The organism is Aeromonas sp. R2-1, assembly GCF_040908425.1.
In the GTDB taxonomy this organism is placed as follows: Bacteria; Pseudomonadota; Gammaproteobacteria; order Enterobacterales; family Aeromonadaceae; genus Aeromonas; species Aeromonas caviae.
On record NZ_JBFODR010000055.1, the window covers coordinates 213228 to 237816 of the forward strand.

Here is a 24589-nt window from a genome sequence, read left to right on the forward strand (position 1 = left end):
CCACTATGTGTTCGCGTGTTTGGCAAGGTAGCGGTGTCGTCGTGTTGTCATGGCTGCTGCTTGCCTGTTCCTCCAGCAAGACTGCGGCTCCGGTGCACAGCCTGGGCAATGATCAGGTCGCTTCGACCATCCCCGTGCGTCAAGGTATGACCAAGCCCGGCATTGCAGGCAACGGGTACACCGTGGTCAAAGGAGACACTCTCTACTCCATTGCATTTCGTTCTGGCATGGATGTGGCTTCGCTTATCAGCATCAATGGCATCACTCCCCCCTATAACATTTATCCCGGCCAGCAGCTCAGGCTCGATGGCGCTTCCGCCCCCATGGCGGTGGCAACCGTCGGCAGCCCTGTCAGTCGTGGCAGCGTGACGGGGTCTGGTAGTTACGAGGTGCGCCGTGGCGATACCTTGAGCAGCATCGGTCGCCAGTTCGGTCTCTCCAACCAGGCCTTGGCCCAGCGCAACAACCTCCAGGCTCCTTATGCATTGCACGTGGGCCAGGTGCTCAATGTAGGGGGCTCGGGTTCCTCGGGTGGTCAGATGGTGGCAGCAACCACACCGGTGGTGACCAGCACGGGGCCCAAACCCCTGGCCACGGCTCCGGCAGGTACGACCACACCATTTATTGCTCAGAAAACGATTGCTCCTGCCTCGTCAACAGCATACGCTCAGGCGAAAGAACAAAAAACCGTCAGTTCCTCGTCAACACTCTCCTGGCATTGGCCGACCAAAGGGCGGATCGTTGAAGGCTTCTCCGTTGCGGAACAAGGCAACAAGGGCATCGACATTTCCGGCCAGAAGGGCCAACCCATTTACGCTGCGAGCAGCGGCAAAGTGGTCTATGCGGGCAGTGCACTGCGAGGTTATGGCAAGCTGATAATTCTCAAGCACAACGATGACTACCTCTCCGCCTACGCTCACAACGATGAGTTGAGGGTCAAGGAGGGAGACACCGTGAAGGGCGGAGCGGTTATCGCCAATATGGGTAGCACGGATGCGCCGGATGTGCGCTTGCACTTTGAAATCCGGTACAAAGGCAAGTCGATCAACCCGATGGGCTATTTGCCAAAGCGTTAACTCAGAGAGCTGAGTCTTACTCTGGTGTAGGTCAGGGAGAGATATCATGAGCCAAGAACAACTGGTAATGCAGGATGCAGAGTTAGAGTTCGACGAGGAGCTGGAGGTTCAGGAGGAAGAAGAGGTTCAGGAAGTGGCGGCCGAAGCCGAAGAGACCATTTCCGATGAACTGATGGCGCCAGAGCTGAACAAGGTAATGGACGCCACCCAGCTCTATCTGGGGGAGATAGGCTTCTCCCCCTTGCTCACGGCCGAAGAGGAAGTCTACTACGCCCGCCGTGCCCTGCGTGGCGACAAAGCGGCGCGCAAGCGCATGATTGAATCCAACCTGCGCCTGGTGGTCAAGATTGCCCGGCGCTACAACAACCGCGGCCTGGTGCTGCTGGATCTCATCGAAGAGGGCAACCTCGGTCTCATCCGCGCCGTCGAGAAGTTCGACCCCGAGCGAGGCTTCCGTTTCTCTACCTATGCCACCTGGTGGATCCGCCAGACCATAGAACGGGCCATCATGAACCAGACCCGTACCATTCGTCTGCCCATCCATGTGGTCAAGGAGCTGAACGTCTATCTGCGCACTGCGCGCGAGCTTTCTCATCGTCTCGACCATGAGCCGACCGCCGAGGATATCGCCTCTGCACTGGATCGCTCTGTGGACGATGTGAATCGCATGCTCAAGCTCAACGAGAAGATCACCTCGGTGGATACTCCCATTGGTGGCGATCGCGACAAGGCGCTGCTGGACGTGCTCTCCGACGAGCGCGGCATGGGGCCCGAGCTGGAGTCCCAGGAAGATGACATGCGCAGCAGCATAGTGCACTGGCTGGAGGAGCTGAATCCCAAGCAGCGCGAAGTGCTGGCCCGCCGTTTCGGTCTGCTCGGCTATGAACCGGCCACCCTGGAAGACGTGGGCGCCGAGATTGGTCTGACCCGCGAGCGGGTGCGTCAGATCCAGGTAGAGGGGTTGCGCCGCTTGCGGGAGATCCTGCTGGGGCAGGGACTCTCCATCGAAGCGTTGTTCCGCACCAACTAAACGGGTATGAATACCGTCATCAAGATGAAAAAGGGGCCGCAGGCCCCTTTCTTTTTGTCGTGGATCCTCCGGATCATACCGGATCCAGAGTGTCCAGCGGCCAGCGCGGCACGGCCTTGACGACGAGGGGCTCGAAGACTCCCGCCTTCAGGCGTTGCATGCCGGCATAGGCGATCATGGCGCCGTTGTCGGTGCAGTACTCGGTGCGCGGGTAGAAGACTTCACCTTTGAGGCTCTCCATCAGCTCGGCCAGCTGGGCGCGCAGATGACGGTTGGCGCTGACGCCGCCTGCCACGACCAGACGATTGAGACCGGTCTCCTTCAGGGCACGACGGCACTTGATGGCCAGGGTGTCGACCACCGCATCCTCAAACGCCCGGGCGATGTCGGCACGGGTCTGCTCGTCGTCGCCATTGGCGGCTATGGTATTGGCGGCAAAGGTCTTGAGGCCGGAGAAGCTCATGTCGAGCCCGGGACGGTCGGTCATGGGACGGGGGAAGGTGAAGCGCCCAGTGGTGCCCTTTTCTGCCAGCCGGGAGAGCAGCGGGCCACCGGGATAATCCAGACCCATCAGCTTGGCGGTCTTGTCGAACGCCTCACCGGCGGCATCGTCGATCGATTCGCCCAGCAGCTGATAGCTGCCGATACCATCGACCCGAACCAGCATGGAGTGGCCGCCGGAAACCAAGAGCGCCACGAAGGGAAACTCGGGGGCCTTCTCTTCCAGCATGGGGGCCAGCAGGTGGCCTTCCATGTGGTGTACGGCGATGGCCGGCTTGTCCCAGGCCATGGCCAACGAGCGGCCTATGGTCGCCCCGACCAGGATGGCACCAACCAGACCTGGCCCCGCGGTATAGGCGATGCCGTCGATGTCATCCTTGCCAAGTCCAGCCTCTTTCAAGGCGGCCTGGATCAATGGGATCGTCTTGCGTACATGGTCCCGGCTGGCGAGCTCGGGAACGACGCCGCCGTAGTCCGCATGCAGCTTGACCTGGCTGTACAACTGGTGGGAAAGGATCCCTTTTTGATCATCGAAGATCGCGATCCCGGTTTCGTCACAGGATGTCTCTATGCCCAATACACGCATTGCTAAAAAATTTCACTGCTAAAATGAGACGGCTATGGTAACCTTCGCGGGTTTTTTAAACCAGAGCGATCTCTGCGGGTTTACTTTCATTCCCTGTCCAGAGTATAATTTCGCACCATTTTAAGACATGCTGATCGATTGAAGGTCAGCTAACAATTTATCACTGAGGTGAAAGGCACATGCCAGTAATCAAAGTCCGTGAAAATGAGCCGTTTGACGTTGCTCTGCGTCGCTTCAAGCGTTCTTGCGAAAAGGCCGGTATCCTGTCCGAAGTTCGTAGCCGTGAGTTCTACGAGAAGCCGACTACCATTCGCAAGCGTGCCAAAGCGTCCGCTGTCAAGCGTCACGCCAAGAAGCTGTCCCGCGAAAACGCACGTCGTATCCGCCTGTACTAATCAAGGGATCATGCCGTGTCTCTGAAGGATCAACTCAAGGATCAGCAAAAGCTCGCCATGCTTGCCAAAGACAAGCCTCGGTTGGGTGCTATCCGCTTGTTGATGGCAGAAATCAAGCAGCGTGAAGTCGATACCCGTGTCGAGCTCAATGATGAAGAGATCCTCGCTGTCGTGACCAAAATGGTCAAACAGCGTCGCGATTCCATCAGCCAGTTTGAAGCTGCCGGTCGCCAGGATCTTGCCGACAAAGAGTCCGCCGAGATCGTTGTGCTGCAGGAGTTCCTGCCACAACAGCTGACCGCAGACGAAATTGCCGCCCTGATCGAGCAAGCCATCACTGAAAGTGGTGCTGCCGTCATGGCTGACATGGGTAAAGTCATGGCTGTCTTGAAGCCAAAAATTCAGGGGCGTGCCGATGTCGGCGCCGTCAGTGCTCAGGTGAAAACCCGCTTGGCGTAACAGGCAACTCTCTTGTTTGGTCGAAGAAGCCGTGCTTCCCATTGGAATGCGCGGCTTTTTTATTTCCTATGCAATGAAACAGGACGGTTATGGCTGGCAGGATCCCGCAATCCTTTATCGATGATCTGCTCGTACGCACGGACATAGTCGAGTTGATCGACTCCCGTGTGCGGTTGAAGAAAGCCGGTAAGAACTACCAGGCTTGCTGCCCTTTTCATAACGAAAAAAGCCCCTCCTTTACCGTCAGCCAGGAGAAGCAGTTCTATCACTGTTTCGGTTGTGGTGCCCACGGCAATGCCATCGGCTTTGTCATGGAGTACGACGGCCTGGAATTCCCCGATGCCATCGAAGAGCTGGCAAGCCTGCACGGTATGCAGGTCCCCCGTGAGCAAACGGCGGGTGGATCAAGCCATAGCCAACCAGCCGTCAGCAAGGATCTGTTCGAGCTGATGAACCAGATTGCGCGCTTCTACGAGAGCAATCTCAAGAACGCGCCTCAGGCGGTGGAGTATCTGAAAGGCCGGGGCCTGACTGGCGAGGTGGTCAAGCGCTTCAACATCGGTTATGCCCCTGGGGACTGGGATCAGGTGCGTCGCCGCTTTGGCGCCAGTAGGGATCACGAACAACTGCTGATTTCGGGCGGTATGCTGATCCCCCGTGACAGCGGCCCGGGCAGCTACGATCGTTTCCGCGATCGCATCATGTTTCCGATCCGGGACAAACGCGGCCGGGTCATCGGCTTCGGTGGCCGAGTGCTGGGGGATGGCACGCCCAAGTACCTGAACTCCCCCGAAACCCCCATCTTCCACAAGGGGCGAGAGCTGTTCGGCCTTTATGAGGTCAAGCAGGCACACAAGGATCCGCGCCGGATCCTTGTGGTGGAAGGCTACATGGATGTGGTGGCGCTCGGCCAGTACGACATCGACTATGCGGTGGCGGCACTGGGGACTGCGACCACCAGCGATCACATCCACACCCTGTTCCGTACCACGGCAGAGGTGGTCTGTTGCTACGACGGCGACAACGCCGGTCGGGAAGCGGCCTGGCGGGCGCTGGATAACGCGCTCTCCCATCTGCAGGATGGCCGTGAACTCAAGTTCGTCTTTTTGCCGGATGGCGAGGATCCCGACTCGCTGGTACGCCAGATCGGCAAGGAGGGGTTCGAAGCGCTGCTCGACAAGGCCCAGTCGTTTGCGGATTTCATGTTCGAACGCCTCGGGCGCGATGCGGCTCTTTCCGGTGAGGCAGGCAAGTTTGAAGTGGCCAACAAGGCCGCCGAGCTGATTCGTCGGGTACCGGAAGGTTTCACTCGTGAGGGGTTGATTACCCGACTCTCCAGCATGATGCGTTGGGGAGAAAACAAGCAGCGGATTACCGAGCTGTTTGCCCGCAACAGCCAGCCCAAGGTGGAAGTCAACAAACCCAAGGCGACCAAGCTGACGCCGATCCGCAGGGCTCTGGCCCTGATGGTGCAGTATCCGGCGATCACCGCCGAGCTGCCGGCCATGCCCGAGTTGGCCGGGCTGCGCCTGCAGGGGATCCCTTTCCTGCTGCAACTGCACCAGCAGATCCTGATCCAGCCGGGAGTGACAACGGGTATCCTGCTGGAGCATTGGCGCGGTACCAAAGAGGGAGAAATCCTGGCCCAGCTGGCGATGCACGATTTGTTTGAAGAGGTAAAGCTCGACCAGGAGCCCGATATTCTGGGAGAATTACAGGATACCTTTGTCGGTTTCATCAACCTTTTCCTGAAGCAACGGATCGAAGAATTGCAGGCCAAGGTGGCGCAGGAAGGGCTAAGCTCTGAGGAAACTCAGGAGCTGATGATGCTGATCAGAGAGGTGCAGATTGAGAAAAGAAATGAGAGTGGGGCTTGATATTTGAGTGAGCAGTCCCAATATGAATAGCGTTGCCCGAATCGACGGGATTGAAAGCAAACACTTTATAACCACCTGGCCCCGACAACACTGCGGGCAGGGGTTTCTCATGACCGACGCCGCAACCAGACATAGCATGTCTGGCGGTTTTCTATTAGAATTGGCTATTTGCGCAGCAGCGCACTGTACGCGCAACCTAGCAACACCAACCGGATGAGTTCTATGGAGCAAACCCCGCAGTCTCAGCTTAAACTCCTCGTTGCCAAAGGTAAAGAACAGGGCTACCTGACCTATGCCGAGGTGAACGATCACCTCCCGCAAGACATTGTCGATTCAGACCAGATCGAAGACATCATCCAGATGATCAACGATATGGGCATTCAAGTGGTTGAAAACGCTCCGGATGCCGATGACCTTATCATGGCTGAAGGTGGTACCGCCGATGAGGACGCTGCCGAAGCAGCGGCCCAGGCTCTGGCATCTGTTGAATCTGAGATTGGTCGCACGACCGATCCCGTCCGCATGTACATGCGGGAAATGGGTACCGTCGAACTGCTGACCCGCGAAGGCGAGATCGACATCGCCAAGCGGATTGAAGACGGTATCAACCAGGTACAAAGCTCCGTCGCCGAGTACCCTGAAGCCATCACTTACCTGCTCGAACAGTACGACAAGTACGAAGCCGAGCAGCTTCGCCTGTCCGACATCATCTCCGGCTTCATCGATCCGAACGAAGTGGATGACGTGGCGCCGACCGCCACTCATATCGGCTCCGAGCTCAGCGAGGACGACCTCGCCGACGAAGACGAAGACGAAGATGAGGACGAAGACGAAGACGGTGACAACTCCGACGATGACGGCGACGGTGGCCCGGATCCGGAAGTCGCTCGCGAGAAATTCGGCGAACTGCGTGCCCAGTACGAGGTGACTCGTCTCTCCATTCAGCAGAATGGCCGTGCCCACGACGACACCCAGAATGCCATCGCCCAGCTGGCCGATGTCTTCCGTCAATTCCGCCTGATGCCCAAGCAGTTCGATCGCCTGGTCAACAACATGCGGGAGATGATGGAGCGTGTCCGCGTGCAGGAACGCATCATCATGAAGCTCTGCGTTGAGCAGGCCAAGATGCCGAAGAAGACCTTCGTCGCGGCCTTCACCAACAACGAGTGCGAAACTGCCTGGTTCGAATACCAGAAGCAGGCCGGCAAGGCGTGGTCTCCCCGCCTGCTCGAGATGGACGAAGAAGTCCTGCGTTCCATCGGCAAGCTGCAGCAGATCGAAGAAGAGACCGGTCTGTCGATTGCCCAGATCAAGGATATCAACCGCCGCATGAGCATTGGTGAGGCCAAAGCCCGCCGTGCGAAGAAAGAGATGGTTGAGGCTAACTTGCGTCTGGTTATCTCCATCGCCAAGAAGTATACCAACCGCGGTCTGCAGTTCCTGGATCTGATCCAGGAGGGTAACATCGGTCTGATGAAGGCGGTCGACAAGTTCGAATATCGTCGCGGCTACAAGTTCTCGACCTATGCCACCTGGTGGATCCGTCAGGCCATTACCCGCTCCATCGCGGATCAGGCCCGTACCATCCGTATCCCGGTGCACATGATCGAGACCATCAACAAGCTCAACCGTATCTCCCGCCAGATGCTGCAGGAGATGGGTCGTGAACCGAACCCGGAAGAGCTGGCCATGCGCATGGGCATGCCGGAAGACAAGATCCGCAAGGTACTGAAAATCGCCAAGGAGCCCATCTCCATGGAGACGCCCATCGGTGATGATGAAGACTCCCACTTGGGTGACTTCATCGAAGATACCACCCTGGCTCTGCCAGCGGATGCGGCCACCAGCGAGAGCCTGCGCAACGCGACCCGCGAAGTGCTGGCCGGTCTGACCGCACGGGAGGCCAAGGTACTGCGCATGCGCTTCGGTATCGACATGAACACTGACCACACCCTCGAGGAAGTGGGCAAGCAGTTCGACGTCACCCGTGAGCGTATCCGTCAGATCGAAGCCAAGGCCCTGCGCAAACTGCGCCATCCGAGCCGCTCGGAAGTGCTGCGCAGTTTCCTGGACGAGTAGTCCCGGGTTCTGTCAGCCTGACATAGCAACAAAAAGCCCCGCCATGCGGGGCTTTGTTTTATCCGTGCTGGCATGGGCGTGAAGAGGGGTCATGGAACCGCTTGAATATGGATGAAATCTCGCCAAGTGGTTGATCTGACTATGGACGGGGTATCCGCCATCCCCTATAATCCACGCCGCTAACCAGCATCAATGGCCCCTTAGCTCAGTTGGTCAGAGCAGTCGACTCATAATCGATTGGTCGTGGGTTCAAGTCCCCCAGGGGCCACCATTTTCAGAAAAAGCCGCTCTTTTGAGCGGCTTTGTCGTTTCTGGCGCTTACCAGTGTCTGTCCAGATCCTCGGCATAGAGTGCCATGGCGCGCCGGTAGGGAAGCAGGGCGGGATCCGTGGTGGTGGTCGCGAGGATCCCCAGCAGCGTCTCCATTCCCTCCTTGCTGCGCCCCAGGTTGTAGCAGGTCATGGCACGAAACACCTTGAACTCCACGGCATCGGGGAAGCGGGACAGGGCCTCGTCAAAGGTGGCCAGCGCCTCGGCATGACGGCCCGTGGTGCGATAGGAGCTGCCAAGTCCAAGCAGGGCTCCGCGCAGCGACGACTCGCCAAGCCCCAGCGACACGGCCTTCTGATAGAGGGGAATGGCCTCGGCCTCTCGCCCCAGCATGTCGTGCAGTCCGGCCACTTCGTAATGCAGCTCGGCGTGGGTTGGGTGCGCGATGAGTTGCAGCAGACCGTGCTGACGGGCTTCCTCGAGCCGTCCCTCGGCCTTGAGGGTGTTCAACTGTTTCATATGCGCTCCTGCATGGGGATGAAGGAGCAGTATGCCTGCCAGCAGGCTGGCGGGGAACGGGTCATGGGGCCATGAAAAAGGCCTCCCGTCGATGGCGGGAGGCCTGGTTCGGCGCCGGGGCGCAATGGCCCGGGCGTGTGTCCAGCCTTACTGGGCGCTCAGGCTGTAGGCCAGGGTCTGGTCGTTGAAGCGCACCACATAGGCACCGACCACTGCCGTGGTGATGTCTGCCCCGGCCAGCTCGGCCACGCCATCCTTGTTGGTGTCGCCGTAGTTCTGGGTCCAGTCCCCCTTGACGTCGAACTTGAAGCGCTGGCCGCCGTTGCCATCACCGCTGCCGGTGAAGGTGACGCTGGCCTGCCAGAGGTGATCCCCGACCAGGGACATGGGGGTGGTGCCCCAGTTGTTGGTGGTGCCGCGAATGTTGAGGCTGGCGACATTCTTGGCATAGATGACGCTCACCGGAGTCAGGCTGTATTGCAGGGTCTGATCGTTGAAACGTACCCGGTACTGGCCGATGACCGGGGTGAGGATGTCACTGCCGGTCAGTTCGGCCACGCCGTCCTTGTTGGTGTCGCCGTAGTTCTGGGTCCAGTCCCCCTTGACGTCGAACTTGAAGCGCTGGTTGGTCTGACCGTCGAAGGTGACCAGGGCTTCCCACTGATTGTCGGCGACCAGCGTCATGGCAAGGGAGCCCCAGGCATTGGGGGTGCCGCGGAAGTTCAGGGTGGGCAGTACGCTGGCGTAGGTGCCGTTGTCATCGGTGACGGTCACGGTGGCGCTGGCACTGGCGGTCAACCCTTCCGCATCGGTCACGGTGACCGTCACGGTATGGGTACCCGGGGTATCGAACCGGACTGTCTCCTTGGCGGCGGTGCCCCCGCTGGACCAGCTGTAGCTCACCACGCCGCCGTCATCGCTGGAAGCGGAAGCGTCGAACACCACGCTCTCCCCCGCCTTGATACTGAGGGTCTTGGGGGAGAGGGCGGCGACCGGTGCCTGGTTGCTGGTGAGGGGGGTGACCGTGTAGCGCAGATCGCTCTCGCTCAGGGTGATGCGGTAGGTGCCCGCCCCGCTGACCAGGATATCCTTGCTGCTGCCCTTGTCGGCGATGCCATCCCCTTCGTTGTCGCCGTAGTTCTCGGCCCAGTTGCCGAAGACGTCGAACTTGAAGCGCTGGGCACCGGTGGCGTCACCGTTGCCGGTCAGGGTGAGGGTGGCGGACCAGACACGGTTGGCATCGACGGTCATGGGGGTGTTGCCCCAGGCGTTGTGGGTACCGCGCAGGTTCATGCTGCTGAACTTGTTGCCCGGCAGGACGGAACCGCCGCAGGGGCTGGCCTTGGTGCAACCGGCGATGATGGCGGCCGCCTTCATGCCGGGGACGTTCAGGCTGGCCTTGCCGCTGCCGTCGACGGTGACATAACCGCCGCTGCAGTAGTCATTGCCCCCCAGGAGGTTGCAGTACTCGCCGGCCGGCAGACCGGTCTGCACCGAGGCCACCAGGCTGCCGCTCTCGTTGTTGATGGCGACGAAGCCCTTGTCACCGCGGCTGAAGGCGATCTGGTTGTTGCCGTTGTCCCACCAGTTGCTGACGAGCTGGCCTTCGGTCCGGTTGTGGAACAGGGCCATGTTCATGATGGTCGGTCGGCGCTGTTCGCAGTTCCACTGGCTGTCCGTGCAGGGCGTGCTGCCCGGCGCCCCCTTGTCGGTTTCATAGGTGCCCATGTTTTCGAAGCGATAGCCCGACATCACCTGCTTCCAGCCATAGGGCCAGGCCATCATGAAGGTGTTGGCCAGATCGTAGCGGGCACCGCTCATGAAGGTGAGCATGCCGCCACCGCCGTGGCCGCGTTCGCGGTCGTGGTTGACCACGAAGACGAAGGCCTTGTTGGAGGGGAGCAGGCCCCAGCTCTCGCCCAGGGTCTTGAGGTTCTTGATCTGGCCGTTGAAGTTGGCGGCGAGATCGGTGCCGTATTTGAAGTCGGTGACGGTGTCGATGTAGGTGTAGCGGCCCGGCTGAATGTCGGGGGACTCCCCGCCTGCGCCGATCACCTCCAGGTAGGCCCTGGGGCTGCCTGCCTTGTCGAGGATGGCCTTCACATCGGCCGGCGCCATGTGCTTGGCCGCATCGATGCGAAAGCCCGCCACGCCCCAGCCGAGCAGGGTCTTCATGTAGGTGGCGATCTGATCCTGGACGTAGGATGAGCCGGTATTGAGGTCCGGCATGCCGTAGAGGGCGCCGTTCCAGACGTTGTTGCTGTCACCGTAGTTGGTGATGTCGCCGCTGTGATGGAAGTCGTTGTAGCCGAACTGGGGATATTGGTATTGCCCCGAGTTGTAGCTGCCGCCGCCGGTGGCGGTGCCCGAACCCGATGCCAGCTGGTTGAAGACGGCGTCGGCATAGACCTTGACCCCGGCCGCGTTGCAGCGGGCGATCATGCTCCTGAGCTCTGCCTCGCTACCGCCGAAGCTGTTGAAATTCTTGAAGCTGACCGGTTGATAGACGGTCCACCAAACCTGGCTGCCCTGCTTGTGCTCGGCGGGTGGGGTGATCTGGACGCCACCGAACCCCTTGGGCCCGAGCACGGTCTCGCACTCGTTGGCGATGTCGTTGAACTTCCATTGGAACAGGTGAACCATGACTCCTTCGGCGCTGGCAGTGTGGCTGAAAGAGCCGAGTGCCGCCGCCAGCAGGGCGGTTCGAAACAGTGTGTTGTGCATGACGATTTTCCCTTCGATCTTGTTATTGACGTATCACTGTCGTGTAGTCGAACGGACAACAAACAACCTCGTTCAGCTCCGTAGCATTCATGAAATCGATGTGGTTGAAAATCGAACAGGCTGAATTAATTAAGAAATGTGAATGAAAATGCTTTCATGCCATTCGGTGGCAGCAGGAGGGGGCAGAGGGGGGCAGATCGGTGCGAGATCCCGTCAAGCAGGTAGCGAAGGGGATGAACAGGGGCCCCGCAGGGCCCCGTGAACGTTCAGACGTTGGGTTCCTGCTGCCCGGCACTGGCCCGGGCACGACGCCCTGGCAGCATGCGGGTGACCAGGTTGCTGCGCTGGCGCCAGGAGGTGTAGGCGATGGCGCACAGGTGCAGGGCGATCATGCCCTGGAGTGCCCAGGTGAACCACTCGTGCCAGTCGTCCGCCCCCAGATCGAAGCCGGTCTCGGTGTTCTGGAACCAGCCGGTCCCTGCGGTGGCGAGTACCAGCAGCCAGAGTGCCCAGACCGCCAGCTTGCCGCTGCCGTGATGGCCCGGGGTGGGCGGGGTCCGTTCGCGCAGGGCGTCGGCCTGATGGCGAAAATCCTCCCGGCTCGGGATGAGGGCACGCAGGCGGGCGTGGCCGCGAGCGAAGGTGAGCCCCCACAGCAGGCGTATGCCGATGAGTACCATGACGGCGTATCCCATCCGCTCGTGCCACTCCTCGCCCGCCTCGTTGAGCCAGAGGTTGCCGATACAGATGGCCGCCACACCCCAGTGGGTGAGGCGCACCAGAGCATCCCAGTGGAAGGGATCAGCCTTTTTGCTTGGCATAGTTGTGGTACTCCTTCTTCAGGTCGTTGACCTTGGCCAGGTGCTCGCGCGCCTTGGCCTCGTCACCGGCCTGGAGGGCTGCCAGGCTGGCATCCAGCTCGGTCTGCACTTCGGTCATGCCTTCCAGGAACTTCTCCTTCTTGGCGGCGGGCATGTTCTTGCCCTTGGCGACGTCCAGCTGGGCCTTCATCTCCTTGATGTATTTCTCCATGGTGGCCGCGTCGTCGGCCTTGACGGCCTGCTTGTAGTTGAAGCCGATCTTCTTCATCGGCTGCTCCAGAGCGCCGGCCATGGCAGGCAGGGCCATCAGGCCGAACATCAGGGGCAGCAGCAGGGGACGCACAGTTTTCAGCATGGGATTTCCTTATGAGACGACGAGATTGCAGGTTGTTGTAGCACTCATTTGAGTGCGGTTTCACGCATCATGATGCCATGAAAGGACGATCATTGTATGAAGAAAGTGCGACCAATTGTGACGAATTGTGCAGGGGATTGCTGTGGGAATGTAGCCGAAAGAGAACGGCCACCGGATCTCGCCTCCGGCAGGGATACAAGGGCGCGCATCTGGCCCGGGAAGGAGCCCGCAGGCAGTGAATCATGCTGCCATTTTTTATCACACATCGGTTTTTTAACGTCAGGTGAGTTTTTCAGGTGTTTTTGTTTTTGAAAGCCACATCCCGTGGACGATTTCACTGCCCGTACAGACGCCGTGCAACAAAAAAAGGGCCCGCAGGCCCTTTGAGTGATCGGGATCCGGCCCTTATTCGGCCTGCTCGCGCTCGATGGCACGCCAGCCGATGTCCTTGCGATAGAAGATGCCGTCCCACTGGATGCGACCAGCCAGGGCATAGGCCCGCTGCTGGGCTTCCTGCACCGTGTGGCCGAGGGCGGTGGCGCACAGCACGCGGCCACCCTGGGTCAGGCTGGTGTGTCCTTCCAGGCGGGTGCCTGCATGGAACACCTTCTCCCCTGCCACTTCGTCCACCGGCAGGCCGCTGATGGGGTGGTTGCTGGTGTAGTCGCCGGGATAGCCACCCGCCGCCAGCACCACGCCGATGGCGGCACGGGGGTCATAGACGGCTTCCTTCTGATCCAGCTGGCCGGCACAGGCGGCGAGGCAGAGATCCACCAGATCGGACTGCATCCGCAGCATGATGGGCTGGGTTTCGGGGTCGCCGAAGCGGCAGTTGAACTCGATCACCTTGGGGTTGCCCTCGGCATCGATCATCAGGCCGGCGTAGAGGAAGCCGGTGTAGACGTTGCCCTCGGCCGCCATGCCGCGCACGGTCGGCATGATCACCCGTTCCATCACGCGCTGGTGCACTTCGTCGGTCACCACGGGCGCCGGGGAGTAAGCCCCCATGCCGCCGGTGTTGGGGCCGGTGTCGCCGTCGAAGGCGCGCTTGTGATCCTGGCTGGTGGCCATGGGCAGCACGTGCTCGCCGTCCACCATGACGATGAAGCTCGCCTCTTCCCCGTCCAGGAATTCCTCGATCACCACCCGGGCGCCGGCATCGCCGAAGGCATTGCCGGAGAGCATGTCACGCACCGCCGCTTCCGCCTCGTCGAGGGTCATGGCGACGATCACCCCTTTGCCGGCGGCCAGACCGTCGGCCTTGATGACGATGGGAGCGCCCTTCTCGCGCAGATAGGCCAGCGCTGGCTCCACCTCGGTGAAGTTCTGGTAATCGGCGGTGGGGATGGCGTGGCGGGCCAGGAAGTCCTTGGTGAAGGCCTTGGAGCCTTCCAGCTGGGCGGCGGCGGCGGTCGGGCCGAAGATGGTCTGATCGGCGGCGCGGAAGGCATCGACCACCCCTTTCACCAGGGGGGCTTCCGGTCCGACGATGGTGAGGCCGATCTGGTTAGCCTTGGCGAAGGCCAGCAGGCCCTCGATGTCGGTGGCCTGGATGGCGACGTTCTCGATGCCCGGCTCAAGCTGGGTGCCCGCATTGCCCGGTGCCACGAAGACCTGGGTCACCAGGGGGGAGTGTTTGGCCTTCCAGGCCAGGGCGTGTTCACGGCCGCCGTTACCAATGATCAGTACTTTCATCGTATCGCTCGCTTCTGTCTGAGTTCACTGGCGCTGCGGTGGCACTGCCAGTGGAAAGGATCCGGTGCTAAAGAGGCAGGGCCGCCATCGGCGGCCCTGGGCTGTCAGTGACGGAAATGACGCATGTTGGTGAACACCATGCACATGCCGTGTTCGTTGGCGGCGTCGATCACCTCCTGGTCGCGCATCGAGCCACCTGGCTGGATGACGCAGGAGATGCCCGCGGCAGCGGCGGCATCGATGCCGTCGCGGAACGGGAAGAAGGCGTCGGAGGCCATGACGGAGCCCGCCACGGTCAGCCCTTCATCCTCGGCCTTGATGCCGGCGATCTTGGCAGAGTAGACGCGGCTCATCTGGCCGGCGCCGACGCCGATGGTCTGGCCGTTCTTGGCGTAGACGATGGCGTTGGATTTGACGAACTTGGCGACCTTCCAGCAGAACAGCAGATCCTGCAGCTCGGCCTCGGTGGGCTGACGCTGGCTGACCACGGTCAGATCCCCGAGCGTCACCATGCCCAGATCGCGCTCCTGCACCAGCAGGCCGCCGTTGACGCGCTTGAAGTCAAAGCCTTGCGCCGGGGCAGTCCACTGGCCGCACTCCAGCAGGCGCACGTTCTGCTTGGCGGCGACCGCCTCGCGGGCTGCCTGGCTGATGCTGGGGGCGATGATCACTTCCACGAACTGGCGGGCGACGATGGCCGCGGCGGTCTCGCCGTCCAGTTCGCGGTTGAAGGCGATGATGCCGCCAAAGGCCGAGGTGGGGTCGGTCTGGTAGGCGCGATCGTAGGCTGCCAGCAGGTCGTCACCGATGGCGACGCCGCAGGGGTTGGCATGCTTGACGATGACGCAGGCCGGTTCGCTGAACTCCTTCACGCACTCCAGCGCCGCATCAGTGTCGGCAATGTTGTTGTAGGAGAGGGCCTTGCCCTGCAGCTGGATGGCGCTTGCCACCGAGCCCGGCGCAGCCTGCTCTTCGGCGTAGAAGGCGGCAGCCTGGTGGCTGTTCTCGCCGTAGCGCATGTCCTGCTTCTTGATGAACTGGCTGTTGAAGGTGCGGGGGAAGCGGGACTCTTCGTCGCCTTCCTTGTTTTCGCCGTAGGAGGGCACCAGGGTGCCGAAGTAGTTGGCGATCATGCCATCATAGGCGGCGGTGTGCTCGAAGGCGGCGATGGCCAGATCGAAGCGGGTGGAGAGGGTCAGGCTGTTGCCGTTGCCATCCATCTCGGCGATGACGCGGTCATAGTCGGAGGCCTTGACGACGATGGTGACGTCCTTGTGGTTCTTGGCAGCGGAGCGGACCATGGTCGGGCCGCCGATGTCGATGTTCTCGACGGCGTCTTCCAGGGTGCAACCGGCTTTGGCCACGGTGGCGGCGAAGGGATAGAGGTTGACGACGACCATGTCGATGGGGGAGATAGCGTGCTCGGCCATGATGGCGTCATCCCGGTCGCGACGGCCGAGAATGCCGCCGTGTACCTTGGGATGCAGGGTCTTGACCCGGCCGTCCATCATCTCGGGGAATCCGGTGTAGTCGGACACCTCGGTCACCGGCAGGCCCGCATCGGCCAGCAGCTTGGCGGTACCACCGGTGGAGAGCAGGGCCACACCACGCGCGTCGAGTGCCTTGGCAAATTCCAGGATGCCAGTCTTGTCAGACACACTCAGCAGTGCACGGCGAATGGGTCGAGCTTGTTCCATCACACTATCGTCCTCAGCATAACGGGGACCGTTCCATGGGAGGCGAGGCTCAACACACAGAGAGTCCCCAAATAAATGGAAGTGGGGGATTTCGCAAACCACTCTCGCCCGGGGCGGCCGTTGGCAAAAGCGTTTTAGGAAATGCCCGCTTGACGCGACGCTCTCTTGTGGGCGCGTATTCTACACAAAAAATGTGACCTGTGGTGGATTTTTTAAAGAGACAAACCCTTGTGGAATGCGGCGTTAAACGTTTTCTGGTGATTTTTTGTGAAACGTTTGTCTTTTCAGTGTTTTGGGGATAAATGGCCGGCAAGTGAGGGGTTAGCTGCTGCTTTCCTGCCTTTGACTGGCAATCGCCGGGCAAAGAGGTGATAGTGGAGGCCGGTTTATATTGAGTACCATGTCGGGAATGTCATGCGGGGGGAGAGGACCATGTATCGGATCGGTGAACTGGCCAAGGCGTGCGGAGTGAAGGCCGACACCCTGCGCTTTTATGAGAAGAACGGCCTCATCTCGCCGGGCATTCGCAACGAATCCGGCTATCGCCTCTACGGCGAGCAGGACAAGCGGCGGCTGGAGTTCATCATCCGCGCCAAGTCGGTGGGGTTCTCCCTCGCGGACATCGGCGAGCTGCTCGCCCTGGACACCAACAAGGCCAAGGTCACCTGCCAGGAGGTGAAGGCGGTGGCTGACACCAAGCTCGAACAGGTGGAGCAGAAGCTCCTGGAGCTGACCCGTTTTCGCGAGAACCTGAAGGCCCTCTCCGACATCTGCTGCGGCGGCCCGCGCTCGGCGGAGCATTGCGCCATCCTCGAGACCCTGGAGTCCGGCGCCCCTTCCCGCCACGAGCACCACGACCATGAGCACTGAGCTGCGCCGGCCCCGGGTCTCCGCCTTTCTCGCCCTCTCCCTCGACGGTTTCATCGCCGGGGAGGGGGGCGATCTGGCATGGCTGGCCCCCTATGGTGGCGACGGGCCGGAGGAGACAGGCTACAGCGCCCTGATGGCGAGCGCGGACACCCTGCTGATGGGGCGCAACACCTACGATATCGTGAGCGCCTTTCCCGAGTGGCCCTACGGGGACAAGCCGCTGGTGGTACTGACCCACAGGCCCGCCGACCCCCGTCCTCGGGTCTCCTTTCGGCAGGGGGCGCTGGCGCAGGTGCTGGACGAGTTGTGGCAGGGGGGAAGCCGTCACCTCTATCTGGATGGCGGGGAGCTGGTGAGGCAGGGTCTGCAGGGGGCCCTGGTGGACGAGCTGACCCTGTTCTGGGTACCGGTCACCCTGGGGGGCGGGATCCCGCTCTTTGCAGGATCCCTGCCCGGCGCGCTGAGACCGGTGTCGAGCGCCGTGCTGCCAAGCGGCCTGGTGCGGGTTATCTATCACCCCGCCTGACAGCTTGCACGGGGGAGGCAAGAGGTGCACAATCGGCGCGTTTTTCGCCATCTGCCCTTCCAGACAGGGACGACAGGCAAACACGACAACCCCATCAAGGAGCCCATATGGCCAAGAAGAAGGTGACCTGTGTCACCGCCGAACCCGCCTGCGAACATCAGCGCGGCATCATTCAGGACAACCACCTCAAGGCACTGGTGACCTCCCCCCTGTTCCAGGCCCGGGTCGAGCCGAGCAAGAAGGGCAAGGGCAGCTATCAGCGCAAGGCCAAGCACGGCAAGCGGTGGGAGCCCGGCCAACAGCAGATGGTAAGCGTCTGCTGCTGAGCGGGTTTCTACGCCTTGTAACGAAAACAATCAGGGCGCCCATGGGCGCCCTGATTGTTATGTAGAAACACGGTTTTACAAAACTGGCTCACGACCTGTCGCGAGAAGCTGTCAGCAAGGTGAAGAGCAGCGCAGGAACCGGAGCGTATAGACATACGTGAGGATTCCGAGCAGTGCATGAACCTTGATCACGGCTTCGCAGCAAGATCGTGAACAAGTTTTCACTCATCCATAAAGAGTTCGAGCAGCACGTTGAGGTAGCGATGCCCCAGGGACGTGAGCTGCCAGCTGTCGCCAAGATCCTCGATCAGCTCCTTGGTCCGGGCGATGGCGAGCATGGTCTCTACCCGCTCCAGCGGTAGCCCCGTAAAGGCCTCGAACTCCGCCTTGGGGGCGGGTTCAAACAATCTGAACCGATTCATGAAGTACTCGAGCGGCAGATCGTCCGCGCTCACCTGCCATTGGCTGTCCAGATAGGGGCGGCTCGGATCCAGATAACCTTTCGGATGCTTCACCTTGGCGGTGCGCAGGATCTGCTGGTTGGCAAGATCCGTCACCTTGCCGTGGGCGCCGCAGCCGATCCCCAGATAGTCGCCAAAGCGCCAGTAGTTGAGGTTATGGCGGCACTGATACCCCTCTTTGGCATAGGCCGAGATCTCGTACTGCTGATAGCCCTGGGCGGTCAGCATGGCGTGGCCCTGCTCGTAGATGTCCCACAGGGTGTCATCTTCCGGCAACGTGGGGGGCTTGGAGGCGAATGCCGTGTTCGGCTCTATGGTGAGCTGATACCAGGAGAGATGCGGCGGCGCGCAGTCGATGGCCTGCTGCAGGTCATAGAGCGCATCGTCCAGGCTCTGATCCGGCAGGCCGTGCATCAGATCCAGGTTGAAGGTGGGAAGCGCGATGGCGTGGGCCAGTTCGGCGGCCTTGCGCGCCTCCTCGGGGCCGTGGATGCGGCCGAGCCGGGTCAATTTCTCCTGCTGGAAGCTCTGTACCCCGATGGAGATGCGGTTGATACCGGCCCGCTGGAAGCCGGCGAACTTGTCCGCCTCCACCGTGCCCGGGTTGGCCTCCATGGTGATCTCGCAGTCCGGGGCGAGGGCGATGCGTGCGCGCACCCCGTCCAGCAGCGCCTGCATGGCGTCGACGGAGAGCAGGCTCGGCGTGCCGCCACCGATAAAGATGGAGGAGAGGGGGCGTCCCTGGGCCCAGTGCAGATCCTGCTCCAGATCCTCCAGCAGGGCCGCCACGTACTCGAGGTGGGGCAGCTCCCCCTTCTGGGCGTGGGAGTTGAAGTCGCAGTAGGGGCACTTCTGGACGCACCAGGGCACGTGGATATAGAGGGAGAGGGGCGGCAGTTGCAGCATGGGATTTCCAGTATTCAACAATCAAAAGGGGTCGGGTGGCCCTGGTTGCCGGTGACAACGGGCGGGGCGCCGCGAACGAAACGGGGGCCGACGGCCCCCATTGTAGATGACAACGCGGCGGGAGACAGCGCTTTAGTTGACCGCCGCCAGGGCCGCTTTGAGCTTGGCCAGGGCCTGGCCACGGTGGCTGAGCTGGTTCTTGAGCTCCGCCGGCATCTGGGCCGAGGTGCAGTCGTGATCGGGCACGAAGAACACGGGGTCGTAGCCAAAGCCGTGCTGGCCGCGGGGTTCGTCGATGATCATCCCTTCCCAGCTCGCCTGGCAGATAATGGGGGTGGGATCGTCGGCGTGGCGCATGTAGACCAGCACGCACCAGAAGCGGGCGCTTTTCAGGTAATCCGGCGCGCCCTTGAGCTCGGCCAGCAGCTTGTCGATGTTCTCCTTGTCGCTGGCACCGGCACCGGCAAAACGGGCGGAGTAGACGCCGGGGCGGCCGTGCAGCAGATCCACTTCCAGGCCGGAGTCGTCGGCCACGGCGGGCAGGCCGGTGACGCGGGCGGCGTGGCGGGCCTTGATGATGGCATTCTCGACGAAGGTGGTGCCGGTCTCGTCGGCATCGGAGACTGCAAACTCGCTCTGCGGGATCACCTGGATCTTCATATCGGCCAGCATGGCGGCCAATTCCTTCACCTTTTTCTGGTTCCCTGTTGCCAGGACAAGCTTGTTCATCACACACCTCCGCAAAAATAATCTGCGCATTCTATGCGGGGGAGGGGTTTAGTAAAAGCGCCAATTACCCGGGATCCGGTGCCAACGGGGGATCCTGGTTCAACCCCCTGAGAGGTAGAAGAGATACATGTTTCCAGCAGGGAATAACCGAAGTGATTAAATACCATTTCAATTCATTACTCTGAGTCAGTAGACTCGCGGCCCAATCGATATTCCTAGGGCTTGAGGTGACTGATGCCATTGATTCTTTTGCTTGTACTCCTGGTGTTGTTCAGCCCGCTGGCCATCGACATCTATCTGCCTGCCATCCCCCAGATGGCCGAGCAGCTGGGGGCCGAAGTGACCCTGATGCAGGGCACCATCACCTGGTTCCTGTTCAGCATGGGGCTGGGGCAACTGCTGGTGGGGCCGCTGGCCGATCGCTACGGGCGCAAACCCATTGCCCTTGGCGGTGTGTTGCTCTACGGACTGAGCGCCCTGGCAGCCGGCTTTGCCGCGAGCCTCGGCGAGCTGATGCTGGCGCGGGTGCTGCAAGGCTTCGGGGCCTGCGCCACCTCGGTGGCCGCCTTCTCGGTGGTCCGTGACAGCTATGGCCCCAAGAAGAGCGGTCAGATGATCTCCTATCTGAACGGTGCCATCTGCTTCATCCCCGCACTGGCGCCCCTGCTGGGTGGCTGGCTCACCGCCAAGGCGGGCTGGTCGGCGAACTTCTGGTTCATGGCCGGTTACGCCGTCGTGGTCGGTAGCTGGCTGCTGTGGCGGATGCCGGAAACCCGCCCTGAGGAGACCAGCAGTGCTGGCCCGCTCATCAGCTGGTCACGCTACAGCCCGGTGCTGCGCTCCCCGAGCTTCCTGTTCAACGCGGCGCTGTGCATGCTGGCGATGGCGGTGATCCTCGCCTACGTGACGGCGGCGCCGGTACAACTGATGGTGACCCTGGGGCTGGACATGAGTGGCTTCAGTCACTGGTTCACCGCCAATGCGGCCCTCAACATCCTGGCCTGCTTCCTGGCCCCGCGCTTCATCGCCCGGGTAGGGCCAAGACGGACCCTGCGCATCGGCCTGCTGGTGGTGCTGCTCTCCGCCATCACCCTGACCCTGGCCATGCACATCCCGCACCCGCTGGCCATGATGGGCCCGGTGTTCCTCTCCAGCATCGGTTTTGCGATGATCCTGGGCGCCGCCGCCGGCATGGCGCTGGCCCCCTTCGGCCACTGCGCCGGGACTGCGGCCGCCCTGCTCGGCCTGTTCCAGATGAGCGGCTCCGGCGCCCTGGTGGGGATCACCGGTTGGCTGATGCCGGATCCCCTGAGCCAGCTGGCCCTGCACATGTGGCTGCTGCTGCCCCCGCTGGTGATGCTGATGACCCGCCAGGGCCGGCGCTTGTGTTTGCAATAAATCCTGTGCTCTGATGAGCACACTCAGGGGGCCTTGAGCCCCCTTCTCTTTTTCAGGCGACCCGCCTGCCTCGCATGATCACAGACCCGTGGAGAAAACCGGATGAGCCACACAATCAACGCCGCCCTGGTGGGATACGGCTTCGCAGGACAGACCTTTCACGCCCCCTTCCTGGCCACGACCCCGGGCCTGACCCTGCGCTGGGTGGTGAGCCGGGATGCCGCCAAGGTACAGGCCGCGTTGCCCGGCACCCGGGTTGGCACCCTGGAGCAGGTGCTGGCCGATGACAGCCTCGATCTGGTGGTGATCGCCACCCCCAACGACACTCATGCCCCCATCGCTCGCGAGGCCCTGCTGGCGGGCAAGCACGTGGTGATCGACAAGCCGTTCGCCCTGGATTTGGCCGAAGCGAAGGCGCTGGTCGAGTTGGCGGAGAAGCAGCAGCGGCTGCTCAGCATCTTCCACAACCGACGCTGGGACGGGGACTTCCTCACGGTGCGCCGTCTGCTGGCGGAGGGGGCGCTGGGGCAAGTTGCCCAGTTCGAATCCCACTTCGACCGTTATCGCCCCGAGGTGCGCCAGCGCTGGCGCGAGGCGGGCGGCCCGGGCTCCGGTCTCTGGTTCGATCTCGGCCCTCATATCCTGGATCAGTCGCTCCAGCTGTTCGGTCAGCCGGACTGGTTGCAGGCGGATCTGGGCAAGCAGCGCCCCGGGGCCCTGGCGGACGACTACTTCCATGTGGTGCTGGGTTATGGCGAGATGCGGGTCATTCTGCACGGCAGTTGTCTGGTGTCGGCCGTGATGCCCCGCTTCGTGGTGCACGGCAGTCAGGGCTCCTTCATCAAGTTCGGCATGGACGTGCAGGAGGAGCAGCTCAAGGAGGGCAAGCGGCCCCCGGTGGCGGACTGGGGCGTGGATCCCGCCCCCGGCCAGCTCAGCCAGATCCGGGACGGTCAGCTTGTGCAGCAGACCGTGGCCGGCGAGGCGGGGGACTACGGCGCCTACTATCGCGGTGTCTGCGCCGCCATCCGGGGAGAAGGGGAGAACCCGGTGCCGGCCGACGAGGCCCTGGCGGTGATGGCCTTGCTGGACCTGGCCCGGGAGAGCGACCAGCAGGGGCGGCGCCTGCCTTGTCAGAAGCTGTCTGACTGACGGCGTTATCCGACAGCGCCGAGAGCCTGACAGAAAGACAATGGCTGACTGGCAATCGTCAGGTAATTGGCGATTTGTTGTGCGAATTTGGCGATGAATGGGTGTTTTATATTAATATTTGTCGTTGCAGCAGTGTTTCTTATCATGCCAACGAGAAAATATCATTGTGATACGCGTTTTCATCGGCCGCATATGGGGATATATTTCGCGCGCCTTCGGGCTCCAGCGGCCGGTGTGCCGACAGGAGCCGGGGCGTACAGTGATGGTCCCTGCACCATCTCTCCATCTTTTTTTGAGGGTATGCACATGAACAAAGTACTGGTAGCCGGTATCCTGGGTCTGATGTTGACCGCCTGTGGTCAGAAAGAAGAAGCTGCCGCTCCGGCTGCGACCCCGGCCGCAGACGTTGCTGCCACTGTCGAGAAAGCCGCTAGCGAAGCGTCTGCTACCGTCGAGAAGGCTGCTTCCGAAGCTTCTGCTACTGTCGAGAAGGCTGCCGCTGACGTGGCCACCAAGGCTGAAGCTGCCGTGAGCGATGCCAAGGCCAACTAAGCCAGCACCTCATTGAAAAACGGGCCCGGCGCACTCGCGCCGGGCCCGTTTTTTTATGGCCATGGCGGGGCGTTGCACGGTCAGCCGAGGGGTTCCACCAGCAGGATGTGGGAGTCGGCCCCCACCACCTTGACCCGGCTTCCGGCCGGCAGCGGCGCGTTGCAGCGCACCGTCCAGACGGTGTCGTCCAGATGCACCCGGCTCATCCCCTGGCTGACCTCGTCCAGCAGGGTCAGCTCGCGGCCCATGTAGCTTTGCATCCGCTCGTTGATGGGAGCGGCGGCATCCAGCCCGGAGCGATCCCGGCGATGCTGCCAGCGCCACCAGGCCCAGGTGGTGAGCAGGGATTGCAGGGCGAAGAGCAGCAACTGCGCCTGCCAGCCGAAGGGCCAGACCAGCAGCAAGAGTCCCACCTCCAGGGCGGCGATGCCGGTCCAGAGCAGGAAGCCCACCGACCCCATCACCTCGATGGCCAGCAGCACGAAGCCGAGCCCCAGCCAGTGCCAGTGGGTCAGCCCCTCGAACAGGGCTGTCATGATTTGCCCGCCTTGCCGTCTTTGTTGAACAGCTCGGCCATGCCCGCCACCGAGCCTATCAGGCTGCCCGCTTCCAGGGGCATCATGATGATCTTGCTGTTGGGGCCTTCACCGATGCGGGCCAGGGCCTCGGTGTATTTCTGGGCCACGAAGTAGTTGATGGCCTGCATGTCGCCCTCGGCGATCGCCTGGGAGACCATGTGGGTCGCCTTGGCTTCCGCCTCGGCGGCCCGCTCCCGCGCTTCGGCGGCGAGGAAGGCGGCCTGACGCTCACCCTCGGCTTTCAGGATCTGGGACTGCTTCTCCCCCTCGGCCTTCAAGATCTTGGACTGGCGCACCCCTTCGGCCTCCAGCACCTCGGCCCGCTTCTGGCGCTCGGCCTTCATCTGGGCATTCATGGCTTCCACCAGGGCGAGGGGCGGTCGCACATCCTTGATCTCGATCCGGGTCACCTTGATGCCCCAGGGGGCGGTGGCCGCATCCATGGTGCGCAGCAGCTTCTCGTTGATGGTGTCGCGCTGGGAGAGCATCTCGTCCAGCTCCATGGCGCCGAGCACGGTCCGCATGTTGGTCATGGTGAGATTGCGGATGGCGCTGGTGAGATCGTTGACCTCGTAGCCCGCCTTGCGGGCATCCACCACCTGCACGAAGCTGATGGCGTCGATGGTGACGTTGGCGTTGTCCCGGGAGATCACCTCCTGGGCCGGGATGTCCAGCACCTGCTCCATCATGATGATCTTGTGGCCGATGCGGTCGATGTAGGGGATCAGCAGGTTGAGGCCCGGGGAGAGGGTGCGGGTGTAGCGGCCGAAGCGCTCCACGGTCCAGTTGTAACCCTGGGGCACTATCTTGATGCCGGCACTCAGGGTGGCGAGTACCAGGAATATGAAGATCCCCAATACAATCAATGACTCATTCATGATTAAGCTCCTTATGAAACACTTTCACTAGCCTAGGGTCTGGTGCCATCCACCACAAGCAGATTCGCTTCTCTATTGCCGCCACACGGCTTTACTAATTACCAAAACGCATTAAAGAGCATTTTTTAT

At 61.5% G+C, this 24589-nt stretch carries 23 protein-coding genes and 1 tRNA gene; 13 read left to right on the forward strand and 11 right to left on the reverse strand.

What is annotated here, in order from left to right; all coding sequences use genetic code 11:
• The first annotated feature begins 5 nt into the window (after positions 1 to 5).
• Entirely contained in the window at positions 6 to 1076 is a 1071-nt protein-coding gene (locus tag AB5Y80_RS20910; RefSeq protein ID WP_039041047.1) for a LysM peptidoglycan-binding domain-containing protein, read from the forward strand.
• A gap of 46 nt (positions 1077 to 1122) precedes the next feature.
• On the forward strand, positions 1123 to 2106 hold the full coding sequence (gene rpoS / locus AB5Y80_RS20915; RefSeq protein WP_010675620.1) for an RNA polymerase sigma factor RpoS: 984 nt from the start codon (positions 1123 to 1125) through the stop codon (positions 2104 to 2106).
• Between the two features lie 73 nt (positions 2107 to 2179).
• Here rpoS and tsaD read toward each other — a convergent pair whose 3' ends face one another.
• Positions 2180 to 3193 carry a tRNA (adenosine(37)-N6)-threonylcarbamoyltransferase complex transferase subunit TsaD gene (tsaD, locus tag AB5Y80_RS20920; RefSeq protein ID WP_041213897.1) on the reverse strand — a complete coding sequence of 338 codons (1014 nt, stop codon included), beginning with the start codon at positions 3191 to 3193 and terminating at the stop codon, positions 2180 to 2182.
• A 179-nt stretch (positions 3194 to 3372) separates the two neighbouring features.
• Here tsaD and rpsU point away from each other — a divergent pair, with 179 nt between their 5' ends.
• The 5 genes from rpsU (at position 3373) to AB5Y80_RS20945 (ending at position 8274) form a co-directional block, all read left to right on the forward strand.
• A complete protein-coding gene (rpsU, locus tag AB5Y80_RS20925; RefSeq protein ID WP_005309452.1) occupies positions 3373 to 3588 on the forward strand; it encodes a 30S ribosomal protein S21 in 216 nt (71 codons plus the stop codon).
• 15 nt (positions 3589 to 3603) lie between these two features.
• Positions 3604 to 4047: a GatB/YqeY domain-containing protein gene (locus tag AB5Y80_RS20930; RefSeq protein ID WP_010675618.1), complete on the forward strand. Its 444-nt coding sequence runs from the start codon at positions 3604 to 3606 to the stop codon at positions 4045 to 4047.
• 89 nt (positions 4048 to 4136) lie between these two features.
• Positions 4137 to 5924 carry a DNA primase gene (gene dnaG, locus AB5Y80_RS20935; RefSeq protein ID WP_113068962.1) on the forward strand — a complete coding sequence of 596 codons (1788 nt, stop codon included), beginning with the start codon at positions 4137 to 4139 and terminating at the stop codon, positions 5922 to 5924.
• 183 nt (positions 5925 to 6107) lie between these two features.
• Positions 6108 to 8003 carry an RNA polymerase sigma factor RpoD gene (gene rpoD / locus AB5Y80_RS20940; protein ID WP_263639565.1) on the forward strand — a complete coding sequence of 632 codons (1896 nt, stop codon included), beginning with the start codon at positions 6108 to 6110 and terminating at the stop codon, positions 8001 to 8003.
• Positions 8004 to 8197: 194 nt separating this feature from the next.
• Positions 8198 to 8274 (forward strand) — tRNA-Ile (locus tag AB5Y80_RS20945).
• Between the two features lie 47 nt (positions 8275 to 8321).
• On the opposite strand, the gene AB5Y80_RS20950 is transcribed toward AB5Y80_RS20945, so the two are convergent.
• From AB5Y80_RS20950 to purH, 6 genes are all read right to left on the reverse strand, one after another.
• A complete protein-coding gene (locus tag AB5Y80_RS20950; protein WP_368173478.1) occupies positions 8322 to 8792 on the reverse strand; it encodes a tetratricopeptide repeat protein in 471 nt (156 codons plus the stop codon).
• A gap of 147 nt (positions 8793 to 8939) precedes the next feature.
• Complete coding sequence (locus tag AB5Y80_RS20955) at positions 8940 to 11516, reverse strand: alpha amylase C-terminal domain-containing protein (protein ID WP_368173479.1); 2577 nt, start codon at positions 11514 to 11516, stop codon at positions 8940 to 8942.
• Between the two features lie 266 nt (positions 11517 to 11782).
• Entirely contained in the window at positions 11783 to 12337 is a 555-nt protein-coding gene (locus AB5Y80_RS20960) for a cytochrome b/b6 domain-containing protein (RefSeq protein WP_368173480.1), read from the reverse strand.
• Positions 12318 to 12692, reverse strand: a complete 375-nt coding sequence (locus tag AB5Y80_RS20965) for a cytochrome b562 (protein ID WP_368173481.1) — start codon at positions 12690 to 12692, stop codon at positions 12318 to 12320. The genes AB5Y80_RS20960 and AB5Y80_RS20965 overlap by 20 nt, the downstream gene beginning before the upstream one ends.
• 405 nt (positions 12693 to 13097) lie before the next feature.
• Entirely contained in the window at positions 13098 to 14387 is a 1290-nt protein-coding gene (gene purD / locus AB5Y80_RS20970) for a phosphoribosylamine--glycine ligase (RefSeq protein ID WP_041211074.1), read from the reverse strand.
• 104 nt (positions 14388 to 14491) lie between these two features.
• Positions 14492 to 16084, reverse strand: coding sequence for a bifunctional phosphoribosylaminoimidazolecarboxamide formyltransferase/IMP cyclohydrolase (gene purH, locus AB5Y80_RS20975; protein ID WP_010675610.1), 1593 nt, complete (start codon positions 16082 to 16084; stop codon positions 14492 to 14494).
• A 432-nt stretch (positions 16085 to 16516) separates the two neighbouring features.
• Here purH and zntR point away from each other — a divergent pair, with 432 nt between their 5' ends.
• The 3 genes from zntR (at position 16517) to AB5Y80_RS20990 (ending at position 17806) form a co-directional block, all read left to right on the forward strand.
• Entirely contained in the window at positions 16517 to 16954 is a 438-nt protein-coding gene (zntR, locus tag AB5Y80_RS20980) for a Zn(2+)-responsive transcriptional regulator (protein WP_010675609.1), read from the forward strand.
• Positions 16944 to 17480, forward strand: a complete 537-nt coding sequence (locus AB5Y80_RS20985; RefSeq protein ID WP_201955544.1) for a dihydrofolate reductase family protein — start codon at positions 16944 to 16946, stop codon at positions 17478 to 17480. Before zntR ends, AB5Y80_RS20985 begins: the two co-directional genes overlap by 11 nt.
• Positions 17481 to 17587: 107 nt before the next feature.
• A complete protein-coding gene (locus tag AB5Y80_RS20990; RefSeq protein ID WP_042016330.1) occupies positions 17588 to 17806 on the forward strand; it encodes an alternative ribosome-rescue factor A in 219 nt (72 codons plus the stop codon).
• Positions 17807 to 18027: 221 nt separating this feature from the next.
• Here the strand turns inward: AB5Y80_RS20990 and hemW are convergent, their stop codons facing one another.
• Both hemW and rdgB read right to left on the reverse strand, forming a co-directional pair.
• On the reverse strand, positions 18028 to 19173 hold the full coding sequence (gene hemW, locus AB5Y80_RS20995; protein ID WP_151028391.1) for a radical SAM family heme chaperone HemW: 1146 nt from the start codon (positions 19171 to 19173) through the stop codon (positions 18028 to 18030).
• 132 nt (positions 19174 to 19305) lie between these two features.
• Entirely contained in the window at positions 19306 to 19902 is a 597-nt protein-coding gene (rdgB, locus tag AB5Y80_RS21000) for an RdgB/HAM1 family non-canonical purine NTP pyrophosphatase (RefSeq protein WP_010675605.1), read from the reverse strand.
• A gap of 234 nt (positions 19903 to 20136) precedes the next feature.
• Between rdgB and AB5Y80_RS21005 the strand changes: the two genes are divergently transcribed.
• The 3 genes from AB5Y80_RS21005 (at position 20137) to AB5Y80_RS21015 (ending at position 23004) form a co-directional block, all read left to right on the forward strand.
• Entirely contained in the window at positions 20137 to 21300 is a 1164-nt protein-coding gene (locus AB5Y80_RS21005; protein ID WP_201996492.1) for a multidrug effflux MFS transporter, read from the forward strand.
• Positions 21301 to 21402: 102 nt separating this feature from the next.
• A complete protein-coding gene (locus AB5Y80_RS21010; protein WP_368173482.1) occupies positions 21403 to 22452 on the forward strand; it encodes an oxidoreductase in 1050 nt (349 codons plus the stop codon).
• A 306-nt stretch (positions 22453 to 22758) separates the two neighbouring features.
• Positions 22759 to 23004 (forward strand): hypothetical protein, encoded by a 246-nt coding sequence (locus tag AB5Y80_RS21015; protein WP_010675602.1) that lies wholly within the window; start codon positions 22759 to 22761, stop codon positions 23002 to 23004.
• 80 nt (positions 23005 to 23084) lie between these two features.
• Here AB5Y80_RS21015 and AB5Y80_RS21020 read toward each other — a convergent pair whose 3' ends face one another.
• On the reverse strand, positions 23085 to 23540 hold the full coding sequence (locus AB5Y80_RS21020; protein WP_010675601.1) for an NfeD family protein: 456 nt from the start codon (positions 23538 to 23540) through the stop codon (positions 23085 to 23087).
• Positions 23537 to 24460, reverse strand: a complete 924-nt coding sequence (locus AB5Y80_RS21025; protein ID WP_029314806.1) for an SPFH domain-containing protein — start codon at positions 24458 to 24460, stop codon at positions 23537 to 23539. Before AB5Y80_RS21025 ends, AB5Y80_RS21020 begins: the two co-directional genes overlap by 4 nt.
• Between the last annotated feature and the right edge of the window lie 129 nt (positions 24461 to 24589).

What these genes read in the sequence shown, in the direction of transcription:
- AB5Y80_RS20910 (WP_039041047.1), top strand. Translation starts at nt 6, where the DNA reads ATGTGTTCGCGTGTTTGGCAAGGTAGCGGTGTCGTCGTGTTGTCATGG.
- rpoS (WP_010675620.1), top strand. Translation starts at nt 1,123, where the DNA reads ATGAGCCAAGAACAACTGGTAATGCAGGATGCAGAGTTAGAGTTCGAC.
- tsaD (WP_041213897.1), bottom strand. Translation starts at nt 3,193, where the DNA reads ATGCGTGTATTGGGCATAGAGACATCCTGTGACGAAACCGGGATCGCG.
- rpsU (WP_005309452.1), top strand. Translation starts at nt 3,373, where the DNA reads ATGCCAGTAATCAAAGTCCGTGAAAATGAGCCGTTTGACGTTGCTCTG.
- dnaG (WP_113068962.1), top strand. Translation starts at nt 4,137, where the DNA reads ATGGCTGGCAGGATCCCGCAATCCTTTATCGATGATCTGCTCGTACGC.
- AB5Y80_RS20950 (WP_368173478.1), bottom strand. Translation starts at nt 8,792, where the DNA reads ATGAAACAGTTGAACACCCTCAAGGCCGAGGGACGGCTCGAGGAAGCC.
- AB5Y80_RS20955 (WP_368173479.1), bottom strand. Translation starts at nt 11,516, where the DNA reads ATGCACAACACACTGTTTCGAACCGCCCTGCTGGCGGCGGCACTCGGC.
- AB5Y80_RS20960 (WP_368173480.1), bottom strand. Translation starts at nt 12,337, where the DNA reads ATGCCAAGCAAAAAGGCTGATCCCTTCCACTGGGATGCTCTGGTGCGC.
- AB5Y80_RS20965 (WP_368173481.1), bottom strand. Translation starts at nt 12,692, where the DNA reads ATGCTGAAAACTGTGCGTCCCCTGCTGCTGCCCCTGATGTTCGGCCTG.
- purD (WP_041211074.1), bottom strand. Translation starts at nt 14,387, where the DNA reads ATGAAAGTACTGATCATTGGTAACGGCGGCCGTGAACACGCCCTGGCC.
- purH (WP_010675610.1), bottom strand. Translation starts at nt 16,084, where the DNA reads ATGGAACAAGCTCGACCCATTCGCCGTGCACTGCTGAGTGTGTCTGAC.
- zntR (WP_010675609.1), top strand. Translation starts at nt 16,517, where the DNA reads ATGTATCGGATCGGTGAACTGGCCAAGGCGTGCGGAGTGAAGGCCGAC.
- AB5Y80_RS20985 (WP_201955544.1), top strand. Translation starts at nt 16,944, where the DNA reads ATGAGCACTGAGCTGCGCCGGCCCCGGGTCTCCGCCTTTCTCGCCCTC.
- AB5Y80_RS20990 (WP_042016330.1), top strand. Translation starts at nt 17,588, where the DNA reads ATGGCCAAGAAGAAGGTGACCTGTGTCACCGCCGAACCCGCCTGCGAA.
- hemW (WP_151028391.1), bottom strand. Translation starts at nt 19,173, where the DNA reads ATGCTGCAACTGCCGCCCCTCTCCCTCTATATCCACGTGCCCTGGTGC.
- rdgB (WP_010675605.1), bottom strand. Translation starts at nt 19,902, where the DNA reads ATGAACAAGCTTGTCCTGGCAACAGGGAACCAGAAAAAGGTGAAGGAA.
- AB5Y80_RS21005 (WP_201996492.1), top strand. Translation starts at nt 20,137, where the DNA reads ATGCCATTGATTCTTTTGCTTGTACTCCTGGTGTTGTTCAGCCCGCTG.
- AB5Y80_RS21010 (WP_368173482.1), top strand. Translation starts at nt 21,403, where the DNA reads ATGAGCCACACAATCAACGCCGCCCTGGTGGGATACGGCTTCGCAGGA.
- AB5Y80_RS21015 (WP_010675602.1), top strand. Translation starts at nt 22,759, where the DNA reads ATGAACAAAGTACTGGTAGCCGGTATCCTGGGTCTGATGTTGACCGCC.
- AB5Y80_RS21020 (WP_010675601.1), bottom strand. Translation starts at nt 23,540, where the DNA reads ATGACAGCCCTGTTCGAGGGGCTGACCCACTGGCACTGGCTGGGGCTC.
- AB5Y80_RS21025 (WP_029314806.1), bottom strand. Translation starts at nt 24,460, where the DNA reads ATGAATGAGTCATTGATTGTATTGGGGATCTTCATATTCCTGGTACTC.